General features: G+C 56.9%; 19 protein-coding genes and 1 riboswitch. Of the genes, 7 read left to right on the top strand and 12 right to left on the bottom strand.

Features of this window, described 5'->3' with window-relative positions; all coding sequences use genetic code 11:
- Nucleotides 1-37 precede the first annotated feature (37 nt).
- Nucleotides 38-4,261 carry a DNA-directed RNA polymerase subunit beta' gene (gene rpoC / locus USF70_RS21380; protein WP_023309968.1) on the top strand — a complete coding sequence of 1,408 codons (4,224 nt, stop codon included), beginning with the start codon at nucleotides 38-40 and terminating at the stop codon, nucleotides 4,259-4,261.
- A 115-nt stretch (nucleotides 4,262-4,376) separates the two neighbouring features.
- Here the strand turns inward: rpoC and USF70_RS21375 are convergent, their stop codons facing one another.
- The 10 genes from USF70_RS21375 to USF70_RS21330 form a co-directional block, all read right to left on the bottom strand.
- Entirely contained in the window at nucleotides 4,377-4,694 is a 318-nt protein-coding gene (locus tag USF70_RS21375) for a PTS lactose/cellobiose transporter subunit IIA (RefSeq protein ID WP_008503455.1), read from the bottom strand.
- The gene (locus tag USF70_RS21370; RefSeq protein ID WP_023334100.1) at nucleotides 4,694-5,002 is read right to left on the bottom strand and encodes a PTS sugar transporter subunit IIB; all 309 of its coding nucleotides are present in this window, start codon (nucleotides 5,000-5,002) and stop codon (nucleotides 4,694-4,696) included. Before USF70_RS21370 ends, USF70_RS21375 begins: the two co-directional genes overlap by 1 nt.
- A gap of 180 nt (nucleotides 5,003-5,182) precedes the next feature.
- On the bottom strand, nucleotides 5,183-6,724 hold the full coding sequence (locus USF70_RS21365) for a sensor domain-containing diguanylate cyclase (protein ID WP_232939424.1): 1,542 nt from the start codon (nucleotides 6,722-6,724) through the stop codon (nucleotides 5,183-5,185).
- A 337-nt stretch (nucleotides 6,725-7,061) separates the two neighbouring features.
- Entirely contained in the window at nucleotides 7,062-8,189 is a 1,128-nt protein-coding gene (gene thiH / locus USF70_RS21360) for a 2-iminoacetate synthase ThiH (RefSeq protein ID WP_320736001.1), read from the bottom strand.
- Entirely contained in the window at nucleotides 8,186-8,956 is a 771-nt protein-coding gene (gene thiG, locus USF70_RS21355; RefSeq protein ID WP_320736000.1) for a thiazole synthase, read from the bottom strand. Before thiG ends, thiH begins: the two co-directional genes overlap by 4 nt.
- Before the next feature lies 1 nt (nucleotide 8,957).
- Nucleotides 8,958-9,158, bottom strand: a complete 201-nt coding sequence (gene thiS, locus USF70_RS21350) for a sulfur carrier protein ThiS (RefSeq protein ID WP_033146989.1) — start codon at nucleotides 9,156-9,158, stop codon at nucleotides 8,958-8,960.
- Nucleotides 9,142-9,897: a thiazole biosynthesis adenylyltransferase ThiF gene (gene thiF, locus USF70_RS21345; protein WP_054830118.1), complete on the bottom strand. Its 756-nt coding sequence runs from the start codon at nucleotides 9,895-9,897 to the stop codon at nucleotides 9,142-9,144. Before thiF ends, thiS begins: the two co-directional genes overlap by 17 nt.
- Nucleotides 9,884-10,525 (bottom strand): thiamine phosphate synthase, encoded by a 642-nt coding sequence (gene thiE / locus USF70_RS21340; protein WP_045889037.1) that lies wholly within the window; start codon nucleotides 10,523-10,525, stop codon nucleotides 9,884-9,886. Before thiE ends, thiF begins: the two co-directional genes overlap by 14 nt.
- Nucleotides 10,525-12,420: a phosphomethylpyrimidine synthase ThiC gene (thiC, locus tag USF70_RS21335; protein ID WP_320735999.1), complete on the bottom strand. Its 1,896-nt coding sequence runs from the start codon at nucleotides 12,418-12,420 to the stop codon at nucleotides 10,525-10,527. Before thiC ends, thiE begins: the two co-directional genes overlap by 1 nt.
- A 78-nt stretch (nucleotides 12,421-12,498) precedes the next feature.
- A riboswitch (TPP riboswitch) is annotated at nucleotides 12,499-12,610 on the bottom strand.
- A 54-nt stretch (nucleotides 12,611-12,664) separates the two neighbouring features.
- The gene (locus USF70_RS21330) at nucleotides 12,665-13,162 is read right to left on the bottom strand and encodes an Rsd/AlgQ family anti-sigma factor (RefSeq protein ID WP_048979202.1); all 498 of its coding nucleotides are present in this window, start codon (nucleotides 13,160-13,162) and stop codon (nucleotides 12,665-12,667) included.
- Nucleotides 13,163-13,257: 95 nt separating this feature from the next.
- Here USF70_RS21330 and nudC point away from each other — a divergent pair, with 95 nt between their 5' ends.
- The 6 genes from nudC to USF70_RS21300 all read left to right on the top strand — a co-directional run bounded on the left by nudC (nucleotide 13,258) and on the right by USF70_RS21300 (nucleotide 17,610).
- Nucleotides 13,258-14,031, top strand: coding sequence for an NAD(+) diphosphatase (gene nudC / locus USF70_RS21325; protein WP_039262361.1), 774 nt, complete (start codon nucleotides 13,258-13,260; stop codon nucleotides 14,029-14,031).
- A gap of 38 nt (nucleotides 14,032-14,069) precedes the next feature.
- A complete protein-coding gene (hemE, locus tag USF70_RS21320) occupies nucleotides 14,070-15,134 on the top strand; it encodes a uroporphyrinogen decarboxylase (protein WP_029742041.1) in 1,065 nt (354 codons plus the stop codon).
- Nucleotides 15,135-15,143: 9 nt separating this feature from the next.
- The gene (nfi, locus tag USF70_RS21315) at nucleotides 15,144-15,815 is read left to right on the top strand and encodes a deoxyribonuclease V (RefSeq protein WP_033146984.1); all 672 of its coding nucleotides are present in this window, start codon (nucleotides 15,144-15,146) and stop codon (nucleotides 15,813-15,815) included.
- 41 nt (nucleotides 15,816-15,856) lie between these two features.
- Nucleotides 15,857-16,447 (top strand): YjaG family protein, encoded by a 591-nt coding sequence (locus USF70_RS21310; protein WP_029742042.1) that lies wholly within the window; start codon nucleotides 15,857-15,859, stop codon nucleotides 16,445-16,447.
- Nucleotides 16,448-16,633: 186 nt separating this feature from the next.
- Nucleotides 16,634-16,906 carry a nucleoid-associated protein HU-alpha gene (gene hupA, locus USF70_RS21305; RefSeq protein ID WP_002445246.1) on the top strand — a complete coding sequence of 91 codons (273 nt, stop codon included), beginning with the start codon at nucleotides 16,634-16,636 and terminating at the stop codon, nucleotides 16,904-16,906.
- Between the two features lie 11 nt (nucleotides 16,907-16,917).
- Nucleotides 16,918-17,610: a DUF1481 domain-containing protein gene (locus USF70_RS21300; RefSeq protein ID WP_033146981.1), complete on the top strand. Its 693-nt coding sequence runs from the start codon at nucleotides 16,918-16,920 to the stop codon at nucleotides 17,608-17,610.
- Nucleotides 17,611-17,659: 49 nt separating this feature from the next.
- Here the strand turns inward: USF70_RS21300 and purD are convergent, their stop codons facing one another.
- Nucleotides 17,660-18,952: a phosphoribosylamine--glycine ligase gene (purD, locus tag USF70_RS21295; protein WP_045357745.1), complete on the bottom strand. Its 1,293-nt coding sequence runs from the start codon at nucleotides 18,950-18,952 to the stop codon at nucleotides 17,660-17,662.
- A 15-nt stretch (nucleotides 18,953-18,967) separates the two neighbouring features.
- Nucleotides 18,968-20,557 (bottom strand): bifunctional phosphoribosylaminoimidazolecarboxamide formyltransferase/IMP cyclohydrolase, encoded by a 1,590-nt coding sequence (purH, locus tag USF70_RS21290; RefSeq protein WP_033146979.1) that lies wholly within the window; start codon nucleotides 20,555-20,557, stop codon nucleotides 18,968-18,970.
- Between the last annotated feature and the right edge of the window lie 429 nt (nucleotides 20,558-20,986).

Below are 20,986 nucleotides of genomic sequence, written 5' to 3'. Positions count from 1 at the left end.
GGCACCAGATTGTGCTAACTCCGACGGGAGCAAATCCGTGAAAGATTTATTAAAGTTTCTGAAAGCGCAGACTAAAACCGAAGAGTTTGATGCGATCAAAATTGCTCTGGCTTCGCCAGACATGATCCGTTCATGGTCTTTCGGTGAAGTTAAAAAGCCGGAAACCATCAACTACCGTACGTTCAAACCTGAGCGTGACGGCCTTTTCTGTGCGCGTATTTTCGGGCCAGTAAAAGATTACGAGTGCCTGTGCGGTAAGTACAAGCGCCTGAAACACCGTGGTGTGATCTGTGAGAAGTGCGGCGTTGAAGTGACCCAGACCAAAGTGCGTCGTGAGCGCATGGGCCACATCGAGCTGGCGTCTCCGACCGCTCACATCTGGTTCCTGAAATCTCTGCCGTCCCGTATCGGTCTGCTGCTGGATATGCCGCTGCGCGATATCGAACGCGTTCTGTACTTCGAATCTTATGTGGTTATCGAAGGCGGGATGACGAACCTGGAACGTCATCAGATCCTGACTGAAGAGCAGTATCTGGACGCGCTGGAAGAGTTCGGTGACGAATTCGACGCGAAGATGGGTGCGGAAGCTATTCAGGCCCTGCTGAAGAGCATGGATCTGGAGCAAGAGTGCGAGCAGCTGCGTGAAGAGCTGAACGAAACCAACTCCGAAACCAAACGTAAAAAGCTGACCAAGCGTATCAAACTGCTGGAAGCGTTCGTTCAGTCTGGTAACAAACCAGAGTGGATGATCCTGACCGTTCTGCCGGTTCTGCCGCCAGATCTGCGTCCACTAGTTCCGCTGGATGGTGGTCGTTTCGCAACGTCCGATCTGAACGATCTGTATCGTCGCGTTATCAACCGTAACAACCGTCTGAAACGTCTGCTGGATCTGGCTGCGCCGGACATCATCGTACGCAACGAAAAACGCATGCTGCAGGAAGCGGTTGACGCCCTGCTGGATAACGGCCGTCGCGGTCGTGCGATCACCGGTTCTAACAAACGTCCTCTGAAATCTTTGGCCGACATGATCAAAGGTAAACAGGGTCGTTTCCGTCAGAACCTGCTCGGTAAGCGTGTTGACTACTCCGGCCGTTCTGTAATCACCGTAGGTCCATACCTGCGTCTGCATCAGTGCGGTCTGCCGAAGAAAATGGCACTGGAGCTGTTCAAACCGTTCATCTACGGCAAGCTGGAACTGCGTGGCCTGGCCACCACCATCAAAGCCGCTAAGAAAATGGTTGAGCGTGAAGAAGCTGTCGTTTGGGATATCCTGGACGAAGTTATCCGCGAACACCCGGTACTGCTGAACCGTGCACCAACTCTGCACCGTTTGGGTATCCAGGCATTTGAGCCAGTCCTGATCGAAGGTAAAGCTATCCAGCTGCACCCGCTGGTTTGTGCGGCATATAACGCCGACTTCGATGGTGACCAGATGGCTGTTCACGTACCGCTGACGCTGGAAGCCCAGCTCGAAGCGCGTGCGCTGATGATGTCTACCAACAACATCCTGTCCCCAGCGAACGGTGAACCTATCATCGTTCCTTCTCAGGACGTTGTATTGGGTCTGTACTACATGACCCGTGACTGTGTTAACGCCAAAGGCGAAGGCATGGTGCTGACTGGCCCGAAAGAAGCTGAGCGTATTTATCGCGCTGGCCTGGCCTCTCTGCATGCGCGCGTTAAAGTGCGTATCACCGAATATGAAAAAGATGAAAACGGCGAATTCGTTGCGAAAACCAGCCTGAAAGACACGACCGTTGGCCGTGCCATTCTGTGGATGATCGTACCGAAAGGTCTGCCTTTCTCCATCGTCAACCAGGCGCTGGGCAAGAAAGCGATCTCCAAAATGCTGAACACCTGTTACCGCATTCTGGGTCTGAAGCCGACCGTTATCTTCGCTGACCAGACAATGTATACCGGCTTTGCTTATGCAGCGCGTTCAGGTGCATCTGTTGGTATCGATGACATGGTCATCCCAGAGAAGAAACACGAGATCATCTCTGAAGCGGAAGCCGAAGTTGCTGAGATCCAGGAGCAGTTCCAGTCTGGTCTGGTAACCGCGGGCGAACGCTATAACAAAGTTATCGATATCTGGGCAGCGGCGAACGATCGTGTATCCAAAGCGATGATGGATAACCTGCAGACCGAAACCGTGATTAACCGTGACGGCGTAGAAGAGCAGCAGGTTTCCTTCAACAGCATCTACATGATGGCCGACTCCGGTGCGCGTGGTTCCGCAGCACAGATTCGTCAGCTGGCAGGTATGCGTGGTCTGATGGCGAAGCCAGATGGCTCCATCATCGAAACGCCAATCACCGCGAACTTCCGTGAAGGTCTGAACGTACTCCAGTACTTCATCTCCACCCACGGTGCTCGTAAGGGTCTGGCGGATACCGCACTGAAAACTGCGAACTCCGGTTATCTGACGCGTCGTCTGGTTGACGTTGCGCAGGATCTGGTTGTGACCGAAGACGATTGTGGCACCCTCGAAGGTATCACCATGACCCCGGTTATCGAGGGTGGTGATGTTAAAGAGCCACTGCGCGATCGCGTTCTGGGTCGTGTAACCGCGGAAGACATTCTGAAGCCGGGTACTGCAGACATTCTGGTTCCACGCAACACGCTGCTGCACGAGCACTGGTGTGACCTGCTGGAAGCGAACTCTGTTGACTCCGTGAAAGTACGTTCCGTTGTATCCTGTGACACCGACTTTGGTGTATGTGCGCACTGCTACGGTCGTGACCTGGCGCGTGGCCACATCATCAACAAAGGTGAAGCAATCGGCGTTATCGCGGCACAGTCCATCGGTGAGCCGGGTACACAGCTGACGATGCGTACGTTCCACATCGGTGGTGCGGCATCTCGTGCGGCTGCTGAATCCAGCATCCAGGTGAAAAACAAAGGTAGCATCAAGCTCAGCAACGCGAAGTCTGTTGTTAACTCCGCTGGCAAGCTGGTTGTGACCTCTCGTAACACCGAGCTGAAGCTGATCGACGAATTCGGTCGTACCAAAGAGAGCTATAAAGTGCCTTACGGTGCGGTTATGGCGAAAGGTGATGGCGAGCAGGTTGCCGGCGGTGAAACCGTTGCAAACTGGGATCCACACACCATGCCGGTTATCACCGAAGTAAGTGGTTTCATCCGCTTCACTGACATGATCGACGGCCAGACCATTACTCGTCAGACCGACGAGCTGACCGGTCTGTCTTCTCTGGTGGTTCTGGATTCTGCTGAACGTACTACCGGTGGTAAAGATCTGCGTCCTGCACTGAAAATCGTTGATGCTCAGGGTAACGACGTTCTTATCCCGGGTACCGACATGCCTGCGCAGTACTTCCTGCCAGGTAAAGCGATCGTTCAGCTGGAAGATGGCATTCAGATCGGTGCGGGTGATGCTCTGGCGCGTATTCCACAGGAATCCAGCGGTACCAAGGACATCACCGGTGGTCTGCCACGCGTTGCGGACCTGTTCGAAGCACGTCGTCCGAAAGAGCCTGCAATCCTGGCTGAAATCAGCGGTATCATCTCCTTCGGTAAAGAGACCAAAGGGAAACGCCGTCTGGTTATCACTCCAGTAGATGGCAGCGAACCGTACGAAGAGATGATTCCTAAGTGGCGTCAGCTCAACGTGTTCGAAGGTGAACGTGTAGAACGTGGTGACGTGGTTTCCGATGGTCCAGAAGCTCCGCACGACATTCTGCGTCTTCGTGGCGTCCACGCGGTAACGCGTTACATCACCAACGAAGTACAGGACGTTTACCGTCTGCAGGGCGTTAAGATTAACGATAAGCACATCGAAGTTATCGTTCGTCAGATGCTGCGTAAAGCAACCATCGAAAACGCAGGCAGCTCCGAGTTCCTGGAAGGCGAGCAGGTTGAATACTCACGCGTCAAGATCGCTAACCGCGAACTGGAAGCGAACGGCAAAATCGGTGCGACCTTCTCGCGCGATCTGCTGGGTATCACCAAAGCGTCTCTGGCAACCGAGTCCTTCATCTCTGCAGCATCGTTCCAGGAAACGACTCGTGTCCTGACCGAAGCCGCTGTTGCAGGTAAACGTGATGAACTGCGCGGTCTGAAAGAGAACGTCATCGTGGGTCGTCTGATCCCGGCGGGTACCGGTTATGCGTACCACCAGGATCGTATGCGTCGTCGTGCTGCGGGCGAACTGCCAGCTGCACCGCAGGTAACTGCTGAAGATGCATCCGCGAGCCTGGCAGAACTGCTGAACGCAGGTCTGGGCGGTTCCGACAACGAGTAATCGTTGATGCCCGGTGATGAACATTACCGGGCATGTGCCTCGTAGGTCGGGTAAGCGCAGCGCCACCCGACAATAAAAAACCCGCCTCGGCGGGTTTTTTTACATCTGTAGGTAATCAGTTCACCAACGGGATCCGACGATAAAGCTCAATCATATCGCCCGCCAGGTCCTGAATGACCATCGCGTTCATCAGGTGATCCTGAGAGTGGACGGTGATCAGGTTTACCGGAAGCTTCCCGGTCCCTTCGTCAAGACCGATAAGCTGCGTCTGGATCGTGTGCGCATGCTTCACATATTCGCGCGACTCTTCCATCGCTTTTTCAGCTTCGTCAAACTCACCTTTACGCGCCATCTGAAGCGCCGTCAGGGCCGCACTGCGCGCCGCGCCTGCATTGACCAGCAGTTCCATAATCGTGGTTTCTAAGTCTTCCATTATGACTCCAGGAGTTTGAGCGCTTTTTCCAGGACGGCATCGCCTTTCATCATGCCGTAATCCATCATGTCGATCACCGCGACCTTTTTACCCAGCGGCTCGGCCTGCGCCTGAAGTTTAGCCTGCTCGTATTTAACCTGTGGCCCCAGCAATACGATGTCGGCCGTCGCGATGTTGTCTTTAAACTCCGCAACCGGAACGGCTTTAATGGTGACTTCAACCCCTTTTTTCTGCGCGGCGTCTTTCATACGTTGAACCAGCATGCTGGTTGACATCCCCGCTGCACAGCATAAAACGATGTTCTTCATAATCAGCCTCGATCTACATGTGTTTATTGATAATTATCCCGTGCAGATTGCTTCAACAACCGGTTTACCGCGATTGTGTGTCAGGCATCACAAAGAAACCGGCGATTTTCTGAAACCGGTTACAATTTTACATTGTCGGGTACCCGGCCCGTGGAAACGGGCAGGGTGAAAGAGGGAGGATTAGCTGATGGACGTTCGATTAATGCGGTTTTTGCCCTGCTGTTTGGCGCTGTAGAGGGCGCTATCAACGCTTCCGACAAATTGCTCCAGCGGTTCAAAATGCCACTCCCCAAGACCGCCGCTGAACGTAACCCGCAGGTTTTCTTCTCGCCAGACGCGTTTTTCAACTGCGGTACGCCAGGCTTCCAGCAATGAGAGCGCAGACGTCATCTGCTCAGCCTGGAAGATTACCGCGAACTCTTCTCCACCATAGCGGTAAATCGAGACGTGATGTGGCTGCATGATCTGGATCCCTTCGCGGGCCACGTTGCGCAGAACGATATCACCGGTCAGGTGGCCCAGCGTGTCGTTAATCGACTTGAAGTTATCAATGTCCACCAGCGCCAGCGCGAAAGGCTGCTGGGCATTCAGCAGCTCCGCGATATCGCTATCGAACGCGCGGCGGTTTTTACAGCCCGTCAGCGCATCGTGAGTGGCCTGGCGCACATAGGCCATCTCACGCTCTTTATTGGACTGGATAGTGTGGCTCAGCATCGCTTCCAGGCGCGGCGCCTCGCTGACGTCGCCGGTTTTAATGGCATTGATAATGTGCATCAGCACGGTACGCGAGGCGTGACGGAGGTATAAGCCGAAGAGGATGATGATGATTGCCGCCAGCGCAAACCCCCAGCCAACAATCGTCGTTTCGTGGCGGGTGATATCGGTGAGCGTCTCGCCAGAGACCCGGTAGATGACAAACCAGTCCGGATTGGTAAACGAGTAGTAGTAGTACCAGGCGTTGCTTTTCTTATCGTAAAGGTGGCCTTCGCCGCTGGTCATTTTGTCCATCAGCGCTTCGCTCACGTATTGTTTGAAGAGCGCGCCTGTATCCGGGTGAAGCACAACGGCGCCGTCGCGTTCAACGACGAAGAATTCTCCCTGGACGGGCGCCACCATCTGACGCAGGGTGAAGCCCATTGACGTCAAATCGAGATGAAACGCGATCGTTCCCTTCAGTCTGCCTTCGGGTGAAATCAAGGGCTTATAAAGTGTGACCGTCGGATGGCCGGTGAAGTAGTCCATGTACGGGCGAGTATAGTGGCTGAAGATACTGGCTTCGGCCTGAGCGATAAACCACGGCCGCGTCCGGGGATCGAAGGTTTTACTCTTCTCCGTGGGGAGCACTTCCGGCGCGCGGAGATAATGCCCCTGCGTGTCCGCCAGCGAGATGGAGGACACGGTCGGCATCAGGTTTTGCAAATGCATCATCATCTGAAGCCCCTGCGTCGGGTTGACGTTGAGCGTCTCGTTTAGCCTGTCGTCGCGGGCAAAGTACATCGCGGAACGGCCCAGGATATAGTCGTTTTCACGCAGGATAGATTCGGTGTAGTTCACCGCCAGGTTGTGCGTGAAATTGCTGTTGATCTGATGATAATCCTCAAGAAAATCCTTTCGTTGCGAAAGCGTCACCGCGATCGCGATCACCGCAAAACTGCAGAGGATCCCCGCGAAGCTGAGCATGATTGGCCGGGTAAAAGAGAGCTTTTTGCTGTGAAGTGCCATGAGCTGTACATCGTTCCTGATGGTGAATACTTTTCGTCTGCCGATATCCTCTCAGCATAGTCGCTGTCCTGCGGTTAGCGGTGAATTATACGGCACACGATTTCTGGCGGGATGATTTATCTTAAGAACCATTAAGAAAATACTTATTCAACCTGCTGGCGGCCGTGTGCGCAATGAACCAGAGGCAGGGCGAAACGAGGAAGAAGCTTTTCGCCCTGGTCAGCATCCGTTGCTGACCGTGTGACAATAAAAAACCGGACGATCGCTGACAACCACCCGGTTTTGCCTTTTCGTCGCGCCTCGACAATTTTTTATGGTGTTGCAGCGCGTTTCATCGTCATTGCGAGGCTCTTCCCAGCCAGCTGTCCCAGTCTTTCCAGACAGGCTGAAGACCCTGGGCCGTCAGGGCTGCGGCGACCGCTTCCGGACGTCGTCCGTCATGCGGCACAAACTGCTCGAGCTCCGGACGATCGTCGGCGTAGCCGCCTGGCTGCGTTTTGGAAAACGCGCTGACGTTGTTAATCGCAAGCGGGATAACGCGATCGCGAAACGCCGGGGATTCACGCGTTGAGAGCGATAATTCCACTTCCGGGGCGAGCAGGCGAAACGCACAGATGGTCTGCACCAGCTGGCGTTCATCCATCAGCGAAGCCGGTTCAATCCCGCCCGCGCAAGGTCTCAGGCGCGGGAAGGAGATGGAATAACGGCTCTGCCAGTAGTGCTGCTGAAGCCACAGCAAATGTTCCGCCACCATGTAACAATCCACCCGCCAGCTGTCAGAGAGCCCGATCAGCGCCCCCAGACCGATTTTGTCGATCCCCGCGCGACCCAGCCTGTCCGGCGTTTCCAGGCGGAAAAAGAAATCCTGTTTCTTGCCCTTCAGGTGATGCCGGGCGTACGTCGCCTCGTGATAGGTTTCCTGGTAGACCATGACCCCGTCCAGCCCGAGGGTTTTTAGCTCCGCGTACTCCTCCTGCGCCAGGGGCTGCACTTCCATCTGCAGCGACGCAAACTGACGACGAATGGCGGGAAGGTGCTGACGGAAATAGTCCATTCCCACTTTTCCCTGATGTTCGCCCGTGACAAGCAGAAGATGTTCAAAGCCCATTTCACGAATGGCCGCGCACTCGCGGGCGATCTCACCTTCATCGAGCGTTTTACGCTTGATGTGGTTGCTCATGGAAAAACCGCAGTAGGTGCAGTCATTGGCGCACAGGTTTGATAGATAGAGCGGCACGTAGAAGCTCACCGTGTTGCCAAAACGCTGGCGTGTGAGCCGCTGTGCTCGCTGGGCCATCGGTTCGAGGTACGCGCTGGCCGCCGGGGAGAGCAGGGCCATCAGATCCTCGCGGGTCAGATGGCGGGCATGCAGCGCGCGCTCCACGTCAGCCGCCGTTTTGCTGTTAATGCGCAGGGCAATGTCGTCCCAGTTAAGCTGCCGCCAGCGCTCGGTAAACGTGCTCATGAGATCGCCTCCAGAAAACCGGTCAGCGGGCTGGTGGCCTGTGCCTGGAAACTGCGCGAGCCGGGGCCAGACTCCCTTGCCAGCAGGCCAGCCTCTACGGCCATGCGGAACGCACGCGCCATCATGACCGGATCGTCGGCAACCGCGATGGCCGTGTTGACCAGCACCGCGTCGGCGCCCATCTCCAGCGCCTGCGCGGCATGGCTGGGCACGCCAATGCCCGCATCAACCACCACCGGCACGGTAGCCTGCTCAATAATGATTTCCAGCATCGCGCGGGTTTCCAGCCCCTGGTTGGAGCCAATGGGGGCGCCCAGCGGCATGACGGCGGCGCAGCCGACCTCTTCCAGCCGTTTGCACAGAACAGGATCGGCGCCGCAGTAAGGCAGGACGATAAACCCTTGCTGCACCAGCTTTTCAGCCGCTTTCAGCGTTTCGATGGGGTCGGGCAGCAGCCAGCGGGCGTCAGGATGAATTTCCAGCTTCAGCCAGCGGGTGCCGAGCGCCTCGCGGGCCAGCTGCGCGGCAAAAATCGCCTCTTCGGCCGTTTTGGCACCGGAGGTGTTGGGCAGCAGCGTGACGCCTGCCTCCAGTAAAGGCGCCAGAATGGCATCGTTGTGATGGCGCAGATCCACGCGCTTGAGCGCCAGCGTCACCAGCTGGCTGCCGCTTTCGCGAATGGCATTCACCATCAGCTGCGGCGAGGCGAATTTTCCGGTTCCGGTAAACAGATGTGAATCAAAGACTTTATCGGCAATACGTAACATCTCAGCCCCCTGCGATAACCTGAAACAGCAGGATCTGGTCGCCGTCATTGACCTGCTGATGTTCCCACTGCTCGCGCGGCAGGATCTGTTGATTGAGCGCCAGCGCCGTTCCCGGCTTGAGCTGGCGCAGCTTGTCGAGCAGTGCCGCAACGGTGAGCCCGTCGTCGCATTTCATCGGCTCATCGTTAAACAGAATGCGCATCGCGGCCTCCGCATACCGGGCAGCGGCTGGCGCGGTGTAACGCCAGATGACGCCAGCCGCTGGAGCGGGCATCAAACAGCCGCAGCGTATTGCGTTCCGTCTCCATGCCGCTGAGCAGCTTGATGGCCTCCAGCGCCTGCATTGTGCCCATTACGCCGACCACCGGACCAAGAATGCCCGCCGTACGGCAGTTGCGCGCCGGCTCTGCATCATCCGGCCACAGGCAGCGATAGCAGCCCTGCGACCACGGCGGGGTCAGGACCATCATCTGCCCGCCGAACCCCACCGCGCTGGCGGTGATAAGCGGCGTATTATTTGCCACGCAGGCGGCGTTAATCGCCTGGCGCGTCGCCATGTTGTCGGTACAGTCCAGCACCACGTCGGCAAGGGCGACCTCACGGCGCAGGTTTTCACCGCTGAGCCGATCCTGCAGGGCAATCAGCGCGATATCCGGGTTGAGCTGGTTCAGGCGCTGCCGGGTAATTTGCGCTTTTGGCTGGTTGATATCCTCGGTGGTAAAGAGGATTTGTCGCTGCAGGTTGCTGAGGTGAACCTCGTCGTCGTCGGCCAGCACCAGCGTACCGATACCTGCACCAGCCAGATAAAGCGCGGCGGGCGCGCCTAGCCCGCCCAGACCGACAATCAGCACCCGGCTGGCGAGCAGCTTTTGCTGTCCGTCGATGGCGATATCTTCCAGCAGGATCTGACGGCTATAGCGCATAAAATCACGATCGTTCATCACCCGCTCCTGCCAGCTGTAACAGCTGTTCGGTGGCAAGACGCCAGTCTGCGGCCTGGGTGATGGCGCTGACGACGGCGATACTGCCGACGCCGGTCTCCAGCACCGCCGGGGCGCGTTCAAGGCTGATTCCGCCAATGGCGACGGTAGGGTAATCGGCAAGGCGTTTAACGTGACTCGCCAGCTGCGTCAGACCCTGCGGTGCGGAGGGCATCTGCTTGGTTTGCGTCGGGAAGACGTGACCCAGCGCGATGTAAGAGGGACGGGCCGCCAGCGCCACGTCGATCTCCATGTCATCGTGCGTTGAAACGCCAAGACGCAACCCGGCTTCGCGGATAGCGCTCAGATCCGTTGTTTCCAGGTCCTCCTGACCCAGGTGCACGCCGTACGCCTGGTGCTTAACGGCCAGCCGCCAGTAATCGTTGATAAACAGACGGGCGTTATGCCGACGGCCAAGCGCGATGGCGGCAGCCACATCGGCTTCCACCTCGTCATCGCGTTTATCCTTGATGCGCAGCTGGATCGTTCGAACGCCTGTCTCCAGCAGGCGCTCTATCCACTCCACGCTGTCCACCACCGGATAGAGCCCTAAACGGTAGGGGACAGGCGGGAAATCGGGCTTATACATTACGCCTCCTCTTTTTTGAGGTAGATTTCGCCGCCTCTGGCGCGGAAGGTTTCAGACATGTCCGCCATCCCCACTTCAATGGTCTGCGCGGCGGCGTAGTCGCGCACCTCCTGGCTGATTTTCATCGAGCAGAATTTTGGCCCGCACATAGAGCAGAAGTGCGCGACTTTGCCTGATTCCTGCGGGAGTGTCTCGTCGTGATAGGCGCGGGCGGTGAACGGGTCCAGCGCCAGGTTGAACTGGTCTTCCCAGCGGAATTCAAAGCGCGCCTTCGACATGGCGTTATCGCGAATTTGCGCGCCCGGATGGCCTTTGGCCAGATCCGCGGCGTGGGCGGCAATTTTGTAGGTAATCAGCCCCTGCTTTACGTCCTCTTTGTTTGGCAAGCCAAGGTGCTCTTTCGGCGTGACGTAGCAGAGCATGGCGCAGCCGAACCAGCCGATCATCGCCGCGCCAATGCCCGACGTGAAGTGGTCATAGCCCGGCGCAATATCGGTGGTCAACGGCCCCAGGGTATAGAACGGCGCTTCGTGGCAGTGCTCCAGCTCCTCGGTCATGTTGCGGCGGATCATCTGCATCGGCACGTGTCCCGGACCTTCAATCATCACCTGCACGTCATACTCCCAGGCGATTTTGGTCAGTTCACCCAGCGTGTGCAGTTCGGCAAACTGCGCTTCGTCGTTCGCGTCGCGGATCGAGCCCGGGCGCAGACCGTCGCCCAGCGACAGAGAGACATCGTACGCGGCGCAGATTTCGCAGATCTCGCGGAAGTGCTCGTAGAGGAAGTTTTCCTGGTGATGTGACAGACACCACTTCGCCATGATGGAACCGCCGCGCGAGACGATGCCGGTCAGACGCTTCGCGGTCATCGGCACGTAGCGCAGCAGCACGCCCGCGTGAATGGTGAAGTAGTCCACGCCCTGCTCGGACTGCTCCAGCAGCGTGTCGCGGAACGCTTCCCAGGTAAGGTCTTCGGCGATGCCGTTGACCTTTTCCAGCGCCTGATAAATCGGTACGGTGCCAATCGGTACCGGGCTGTTACGCAGGATCCATTCGCGGGTTTCGTGAATATAGCGTCCAGTGGAGAGGTCCATTACCGTGTCCGCGCCCCAGCGCGTGGACCAGACCAGCTTCTCCACCTCTTCTTCGATGGAGGAGGTGACGGCCGAGTTACCGATGTTCGCGTTGACCTTCACCAGGAAGTTGCGGCCAATAATCATCGGCTCGGATTCCGGGTGGTTGATATTGGCAGGGATAATCGCGCGGCCTGCGGCCACTTCGTCACGCACAAATTCCGGCGTGATGTTCTCCGGCAGGCGAGCGCCAAAGCCTTCACCCGGATGCTGATAGCGCAGCACTTCGCTACGGATGCGCTCGCGACCCATGTTTTCGCGGATGGCGATGAACTCCATCTCCGGCGTGACGATGCCCCGGCGCGCGTAGTGCAGCTGGGTCACGCATTTGCCCGCCTTAGCGCGTTTTGGCGTCAGCAGGCCGGTAAAGCGCAGCTCGTCCAGACCGTCGTCGGCCAGGCGCTCTTTGGTGTAGGCAGAGCTGAGTACGCTCAGCTCTTCGCAGTCGTTGCGCGCATCAATCCACGGCTGGCGCAGCTTTGCCAGACCCTGCTGGACGTTGATGGCAACATCAGGATCACCGTACGGGCCGGAGGTGTCATACACCGGCACGGCTTCGTTGTCTTCATACTGCGGGTTATCTTTGCTGCCGCCGATAAGCGTCGGGCTAAGCTGGATTTCACGCATTGGGACACGGATATCGGCCTGCGAGCCGGAAATGTAGATGCGCTTCGAGTTCGGGAAAGCGGTGCCTTCCAGCGTGTCGATGAAGTGTTGGGCCTGTGCGCGCTGTTCGCGGCGGGTAAGTTTTGCAGTAGACATAGCTCATTCCAAAAGTGAAGGACATGGCTTGTCAGACGACGGATGAAGCAAGAGAGGATCGCCCTCAGGCGATACAACAGCAGTGTGACTCTTGTTCCCTTCGCAGGTATTAGCCTGATCAGGTTCCGCGGATCCCGAATTAACGGTCTCAGCCCGCGCTTTCAGGCGCTGGGCACTCCGACAAGAAAAATCCCCCTCGTGAGAGGGGCGAATGGTTGTAAATTACTCGTTAACGGTGAAGAACTCAAGCAGGGCGCGCGACGTTCTCTTCGTTACTGATGTTCAAATCATTGTCCAGCACGAGGGCGATCAGCTTATCTTCCAGCGTGAATCGCTCTTCCAGCGCTTCACCGAGGTCGGATAGCGCCTGCTGAAACTCAAGATAGTTATCGTGGTCGATAGCGTTCTCGAGCGCGGAATCATAGTAATCCATGATCTGCTGGGTATTGGCTTCCAGAAGGGGATAGAGCTTGCTGGCCGCTAAATACGGCGTTGTCCCTTCCATTTCGCGGATAATGCGTTCATAAATATTGAAATGGCCGTCGGACAGATAGTCGACCAGGCCCTGACAAAAATCATCCAGCGCTTTTTCATTCAGTCGCATAAACGATTCTTTGCCAGGCTTAATACCGACCAGATTGTAATAAGCCACGAGTAGATGCTTGCGTACATGTAGCCAGCGATCCACCAGTTTGTTATTTCCTCTAACGCGCTCAGTCAGGCTTTCCAGCTGGTTTAACATGGTCGACTCCGCAAAATGTAGGATTGAATCTGCTTATCCAGAATGTAACCACAATGCTAACAACATGTCAGTGAAGCGAAGGTAGTGCAATAGATATGGATCGTATTATTGAAAAATCAGATCTTGGTTGGTGGATCGTCAGTCACGAACAAAAATTATGGCTTCCTGCCGGGGAAATCCCCTACGGTGCAGCTGAGGCGTTCGATCTCGTCGGCCAGCCTGCGCTGAAGATCGGCGAGTGGCAGGGTGAGCCGGTGTGGTTGATCCAACAGTCCCGCCGCCAGGATATGGGATCGGTGCGCCAGGTGCTGGATCTGGACGTGGGGCTGTTCCAGCTGGCGGGGCGCGGCGTGCAGCTGGCCGAGTTTTACCGCTCGCATAAATACTGCGGCTACTGCGGTCATACCATGCGCCCGAGCAAAACCGAGTGGGCGATGCTCTGCAGCCACTGCCGCGAACGCTACTATCCGCAGATTGCGCCGTGTATTATCGTCGCTATCCGCCGGGAGGATTCCATCCTGCTGGCGCAGCATACCCGCCATCGCAACGGCATTCACACCGTGCTGGCCGGCTTCGTCGAGGTGGGCGAAACGCTGGAGCAGGCGGTAGCGCGCGAGGTGATGGAGGAGAGCGGGATCAAAGTGAAGAACCTGCGCTACGTTACCTCCCAACCGTGGCCGTTCCCGCAGTCTCTGATGACGGCATTTATGGCCGAATACGACAGCGGCGAGATCGTTATCGATCAGAAAGAGCTGCTGGAAGCAAACTGGTATCGCTACGACGATCTACCGCTGTTGCCTCCGCCGGGCACCGTGGCGCGTCGCCTGATAGAAGATACCGTGGCGATGTGTCGGGCCGAGTATGAGTAGTGTTACACTGAGGCCATGACGCTTAAGGAACTGCAAAAATGACCGAACTGAAGAACGATCGTTATCTGCGTGCGCTGCTGCGCCAGCCCGTTGATGTCACCCCGGTGTGGATGATGCGCCAGGCGGGACGCTATCTCCCGGAGTACAAAGCCACGCGCGCGCAGGCGGGCGATTTTATGTCGCTGTGCAAAAACGCCGAGCTGGCCTGCGAAGTGACGCTCCAGCCGCTGCGCCGCTTCCCGCTGGATGCTGCGATCCTCTTCTCGGATATTCTGACCATTCCGGATGCAATGGGCCTTGGCCTGTACTTCGAAACCGGTGAAGGCCCGCGTTTCACCTCCCCAATCAAAAGCAAAGCCGACGTGGATAAGCTGCCGATCCCCGATCCGGAAGGCGAGCTGGGCTACGTGATGAACGCCGTGCGCACCATTCGCCGCGAGCTGAAAGGTGAAGTGCCGCTGATTGGCTTCTCCGGCAGCCCGTGGACGCTGGCGACCTATATGGTTGAAGGAGGCAGCAGCAAAGCCTTCACCATGATTAAAAAGATGATGTACGCCGAGCCGCTGGCCCTGCACGCGCTGCTCGACAAGCTGGCGAAGAGCGTCACCCTCTACCTGAACGCGCAGATTAAGGCGGGTGCGCAGTCGGTGATGATTTTCGATACCTGGGGCGGCGTGCTGACAGGGCGCGATTATCAGCAGTTCTCCCTGTACTACATGCACAAAATCGTCGACGGCCTGCTGCGTGAAAACGAAGGCCGCCGCGTGCCGGTGACGCTGTTCACCAAAGGTGGCGGCCAGTGGTTGGAAGCGATGGCGGCAACCGGCTGCGACGCGCTGGGCCTCGACTGGACGACCGATATCGCCGATGCGCGCCGTCGCGTGGGGGACAAAGTGGCGCTGCAGGGCAATATGGACCCGTCCATGCTCTATGCGCCGCCAGCGCGCATTGAAGAAGAAGTGTCGACTATACTGTCTGGTTTCGGCCAGGGGGAAGGCCACGTCTTTAACCTCGGCCACGGCATTCATCAGGATGTGCCGCCAGAACACGCAGGCGTATTTGTGGAGGCGGTGCATCGGCTTTCTGCCCAGTATCACAAGTAAGGAGTGGTTATGGATCTCGCGTCGCTACGCGCTCAACAAATCGAACTGGCCTCATCGGTGATCCGCGAGGATCGTCTGGATAAAGATCCTCCGCAGTACATTGGCGGAGCAGACGTCGGATTCGAGCAGGGTGGGGAAGTGACGCGAGCGGCGATGGTGGTACTGAAATACCCTTCGCTTGAGCTGGTCGAGTTCAAGGTTGCGCGTATCGCGACCACCATGCCGTACATTCCGGGCTTTCTCTCCTTCCGCGAATATCCCGCGCTGCTGGCAGCGTGGGAGCAACTCTCGCAAAAACCTGACCTGCTGTTTGTCGATGGACACGGTATCTCACACCCGCGCCGTTTAGGCGTTGCCAGCCACTTTGGTCTGCTGGTGGATGTCCCGACCATTGGCGTTGCCAAGAAACGCCTGTGCGGCGCGTTTGAACCTCTTTCAGCCGAGCCGGGCGCGCTGGCGCCGCTTATCCATAAAGGTGAGCAGCTAGCGTGGGTCTGGCGCAGCAAGGCGCGCTGTAATCCGCTCTTTATCGCCACGGGGCACCGGGTGAGCATGGACAGCGCCCTGGCGTGGGTGCAGCGCTGCATGAAGGGCTACCGCTTGCCGGAGCCGACGCGCTGGGCAGACGCCGTGGCCTCTTCGCGTCCGGCTTTTGTTCGTTGGCAGGAAATTCAGCGATGATTCAGGTAAACTGCGCCTAATTTTCGATTCGAGAGATCATCATGCTACAAAACCCGATTCACCTGCGCCTTGAGAAAGTTGAAAGCTGGCAGCACGTGACGTTTATGGCTTGCCTGTGCGAGCGCATGTATCCCAACTATGCCGCGTTCTGTAAGGAGACGGGCTTTGGTGATGGCCATATCTACCGCCGCATTCTGGATCTGATCTGGGAAACGCTGACGGTGAAAGACGCGAAGGTGAACTTCGACTCCCAGCTGGAAAAGCTGGAAGAGGCGATTCCGGCTGCGGATGATTTTGACCTGTACGGTGTCTACCCGGCGATTGATGCCTGCGTGGCGTTAAGCGAACTGCTTCACTCCCGTCTGAGCGGTGAAACGCTGGAGCACGCAATTGAAGTCAGTAAGGCATCGATTACGACCGTCGCGATGCTGGAAATGACCCAGGAAGGTCGCGAGATGACCGACGAAGAGCTGCGTGCAAACCCGGCGGTTGAGCAAGAATGGGACATTCAGTGGGAAATTTTCCGCCTGCTGGCAGAGTGTGAAGAACGCGATATTGAGCTGATAAAAGGGCTGCGCGCGGACTTACGAGAGGCTGCTGAGAGCAATATTGGTATAATTTTTAACCAATGAGACAAGAAAACTTGAGATAACGCCCGTTTTGTCGCTCCTCGACTCTTCCCTTTCGCCCCTTGTCTGGTCTACATTTGGGGGGCGAAAAAAAGTGGCTATCGGTGCGTGTATGCAGGAGAGTGCTTTTTTGGCATTTTCGTCGCACTCGATGCTTAGCAAGCGATAAACACATTGAAAGGATAACTTATGAACAAGACTCAACTGATTGATGTAATTGCGGACAAGGCTGATCTGTCTAAAGTGCAGGCTAAAGCTGCTCTGGAATCTACCCTGGCTGCTATTACTGAGTCTCTGAAAGAAGGCGATGCTGTGCAACTGGTTGGTTTCGGTACCTTCAAAGTGAACCACCGCGCTGAGCGTACTGGCCGCAACCCGCAGACCGGTAAAGAAATCAAAATCGCCGCAGCTAACGTGCCGGCATTTGTTTCTGGTAAAGCACTGAAAGACGCTGTTAAGTAAGACGCGTGGCAGTGAACAGTTTTAGCGAAGGGGCGGCAACGCCCCTTTTGTCTTTCTGGCGTGGAACGCTCGCGCTGGCAGGCATGCTGCTGCTGTCAGCCTGCAGCCACGACACCTCCCTGCCGCCGTTTACCGCCAGCGGCTACGCGGACAACCAGGGTGCGGTCAGGATCTGGCGCAAAGATTCCGGCGGCGAAGTGCATCTGCTTTCTGCCTTCAGCCCGTGGCATAACGGCAATACGTCGACTGCGGAATATCGCTGGCAGGGAGATGACCTGTCGCTGATTGAACTGAACGTCTACAGCAAGACCCCCGAACACGTGAAAGTGCGTTTTGACGACCATGGCGAGCTGAGCTTTATGCAGCGCGAAGTCAGCGGCCAAAAACAGCAGCTTTCCAGCGATCAAATCGCTCTCTACCGTTATCGTGCCGAACAAATCCGCCAGACCAGCGATGCGCTTCGTCTGGGACGCGTTGTGCTGCGCCAGGGGCGCTGGCATGCCGATGGGACGGTGACAACCTGCGAAGGACAGACGGTCAAGCCTGAGCTCGAATCCTGGGCAACAGAACACATTCAGCGCCGTCAGCGTCATTCATCAATGGAGGTGAGTGTGGCGTGGCTGGAAGCGCCGGAAGGCTCTCAGCTGCTGCTGGTGGCGAACGAAGACTTCTGCACCTGGCAGCCGACGGAAAAAAGTTTTTGATTTAAATCCCCTCTCCCTTGAGGGAGAGGGTTAGGGTGAGGGTGTGAAATTACTCGCCCTGCTCGCGCGCAATTGCACGATAACCGATATCCTGACGGCTAAAGCTGCCGTTCCAGTGAATATCCGCCATCAGCGCATAGGCGCGTTTCTGCGCTTCTGCCACGGTATGGCCCAGCGCGGTTGCACACAGCACGCGTCCGCCGTTGGTGAGGACGCGATCGTCGTCAGCCAGCTTCGTACCCGCATGGAACACCTTCGCACCGTCAATCTCTTCCAGCGGCAGGCCGTGGATCTCATCCCCGGTGTTGTAGTTGCCCGGGTAACCACCCGCCGCAATCACCACGCCCAGAGACGCACGCTCGTCCCACTCTGAGGTTTTCTCGTCGAGCTTGCCTTCGCAGGCTGCCAGACACAGTTCCACCAGATCGGATTTCATGCGCAGCATGATGGGCTGCGTTTCCGGATCGCCAAAGCGGCAGTTGAATTCGATGACCTTAGGGTTACCCTGCTTGTCGATCATCAGACCCGCATAGAGGAAACCGGTGTAGGTGTTGCCTTCCGCCGCCATCCCTTTCACCGTTGGCCAGATGACGCGATCCATGGTGCGCTGGTGGACTTCGTCAGTCACTACCGGAGCGGGGGAGTAAGCGCCCATTCCGCCAGTATTCGGGCCGGTATCGCCATTGCCCACGCGCTTGTGATCCTGGCTGGTGGCCATCGGCAGAACGTGCTCGCCGTCGACCATCACGATAAAGCTGGCCTCTTCACCGTCGAGGAACTCTTCGATCACGATGCGGTGGCCCGCATCGCCAAAGGCGTTACCCGCCAGCATATCCTGAACCGCGGCTTCCGCTTCTTCGAGCGTCATCGCCACGATCACACCTTTACCAGCGGCCAGACCGTCGGCCTTGATAACAATCGGCGCACCTTTTTCACGCAGGTAGGCCAGGGCTGGCTCCACTTCGGTGAAGTTCTGATATTCCGCCGTCGGGATGTTGTGACGCGCGAGGAAATCTTTGGTGAAGGCTTTGGAGCCTTCCAGCTGCGCGGCGCCTTCCGTTGGCCCGAAGATTGTCAGGCCCGCCGCGCGGAAGGCATCGACGACGCCAATCACCAGCGGCGCTTCCGGGCCGACGATGGTTAGATCGATTTTCTCGCTCTGGGCAAAGCTCAGCAGCGCCGGGATATCGGTCACGCCGATAGCCACGTTTTGCAGCGCGGGTTCCAGCGCGGTACCGGCGTTGCCCGGTGCTACGAAAACTGTTTTCACCAGCGGAGACTGCGCCGCTTTCCACGCCAGAGCGTGCTCGCGTCCGCCGTTACCAATCACTAATACTTTCATTTTCTGCTCCGGGAATTAATGGCGGAAGTGGCGCATGTCGGTGAAGATCATTGCAATGCCATGTTCGTCGGCAGCGGCAATCACTTCGTCGTCGCGAATTGAGCCGCCAGGCTGGATCACACAGGTGATGCCCACTGCAGCCGCCGCGTCGATACCGTCACGGAACGGGAAGAAGGCGTCAGAAGCCATGGCGGAGCCTTTTACTTCCAGACCTTCATCGCCTGCTTTAATGCCCGCGATTTTCGCGGAGTAAACGCGGCTCATCTGGCCTGCGCCTATCCCGATAGTCATGTTTTCTTTGGCGTAGACGATGGCGTTGGATTTGACGAACTTCGCGACCTTCCAGCAGAACAGCGCGTCACGCAGTTCCTGTTCGGTAGGCTGGCGTTTCGTTACCACGCGCAGGTCGGCTTCTGTCACCATACCCAGATCGCGGTCCTGAACCAGCAGGCCGCCGTTCACGCGCTTGAAGTCCAGGCCCGGCACGCGTTCTGCCCACTGGCCGCAAACCAGCACGCGCACGTTCTGTTTTGCCGCGGTGATTTTCAGCGCTTCTTCGGAGGCCGATGGCGCGATGATCACTTCAACAAACTGGCGGGAGATGATGGCCTGCGCGGTTTCAGCATCCAGCTCGCGGTTGAAGGCGATAATGCCGCCGAACGCGGAGGTCGGGTCGGTTTTGTACGCGCGGTCGTAGGCATCCAGAATAGAGGTGCTCACGGCAACGCCGCATGGGTTCGCATGCTTGACGATAACGCAGGCCGGCTCGCTGAACTCTTTCACGCATTCCAGCGCGGCGTCGGTGTCAGCAATGTTGTTATAGGAGAGCGCTTTGCCCTGAACCTGCTGAGCGGTCGCAACAGAGGCTTCTTTTACCTCTTCTTCTATATAGAAGGCAGCCTGCTGGTGGCTGTTCTCACCGTAACGCATATCCTGCTTCTTAATGAAGTTCAGATTCAGGGTGCGCGGGAAGCGGCCAGAAGGATCTTTGCTTTCACCGTGGTAAGCAGGCACCAGGCTACCGAAGTAGTTGGCGATCATGCTGTCGTACGCCGCGGTGTGCTCGAAGGCTTTGATGGCGAGGTCGAAACGCGTTTCCAGAGTCAGTGACCCTTCGTTGGCGTCCATCTCGTTAATAATGGTGTTGTAATCGCTGCTCTTTACGACGATGGCCACATCTTTATGGTTCTTGGCCGCGGAGCGCACCATGGTTGGGCCGCCGATATCAATATTCTCTACGGCATCTTCCAGAGAACAGCCTTCGCGAGCAACGGTCTGGGCAAAAGGGTAGAGGTTAACGACAACCATGTCGATTGGGGCGATGTCATGCTGTTCCATAATGGCGTCGTCCTGACCGCGACGGCCAAGAATACCGCCGTGCACTTTCGGGTGCAGAGTTTTGACGCGTCCATCCATCATTTCCGGGAAACCGGTGTAATCGGACACTTCGGTTACCGGCAGACCTTTATCTGCTAACAGGCGAGCGGTACCGCCTGTAGAAAGCAGCTCCACACCGCGTGCGGAAAGTGCCTGAGCGAATTCGACGATACCGGCTTTATCAGAAACACTGAGCAGAGCGCGGCGGACTGGACGACGTTGTTGCATGGTAAATCCCCTGGATTTCACGATTACAGAGAGCGTTAGATGAATTTTCCTGCGAAAAACTCATCTAACACACCTGACGGGGCATCCTTATTAAGCGCGAGCATTTTAACGAAAACGTTTGCGCAACGCTCGCACATTTTCACTTTTTCGTATCACTGTGGATAAGTCTGTGTGTAAAAAGGTATAAGGCGGGGTTTTGCTGTGGAATGCAGCAGTCAGTCATTTTTCTGTCATTTAGCGGTTGCGGCCAGCCGAGAACTCCCTATAATGCGCCTCCATCGACACGGCGGATGTGAATCACTTCACACAACAAGCGGTTCGGTTGAAGAGAAAAATTCTGAAATAACGGGTTGACTCTGAAAGAGGAAAGCGTAATATACGCCACCTCGCAACGGTGAGCGAAAGCCGCGTTGCAACTGCTCTTTAACA

The organism is Enterobacter sp. 237C8, from assembly GCF_034106865.1.
Lineage (GTDB): Bacteria > Pseudomonadota > Gammaproteobacteria > Enterobacterales > Enterobacteriaceae > Enterobacter > Enterobacter asburiae_B.
The sequence above is the reverse complement of the archived record's forward strand: the minus strand, read 5'-3'. Positions and strand labels throughout refer to the sequence as shown.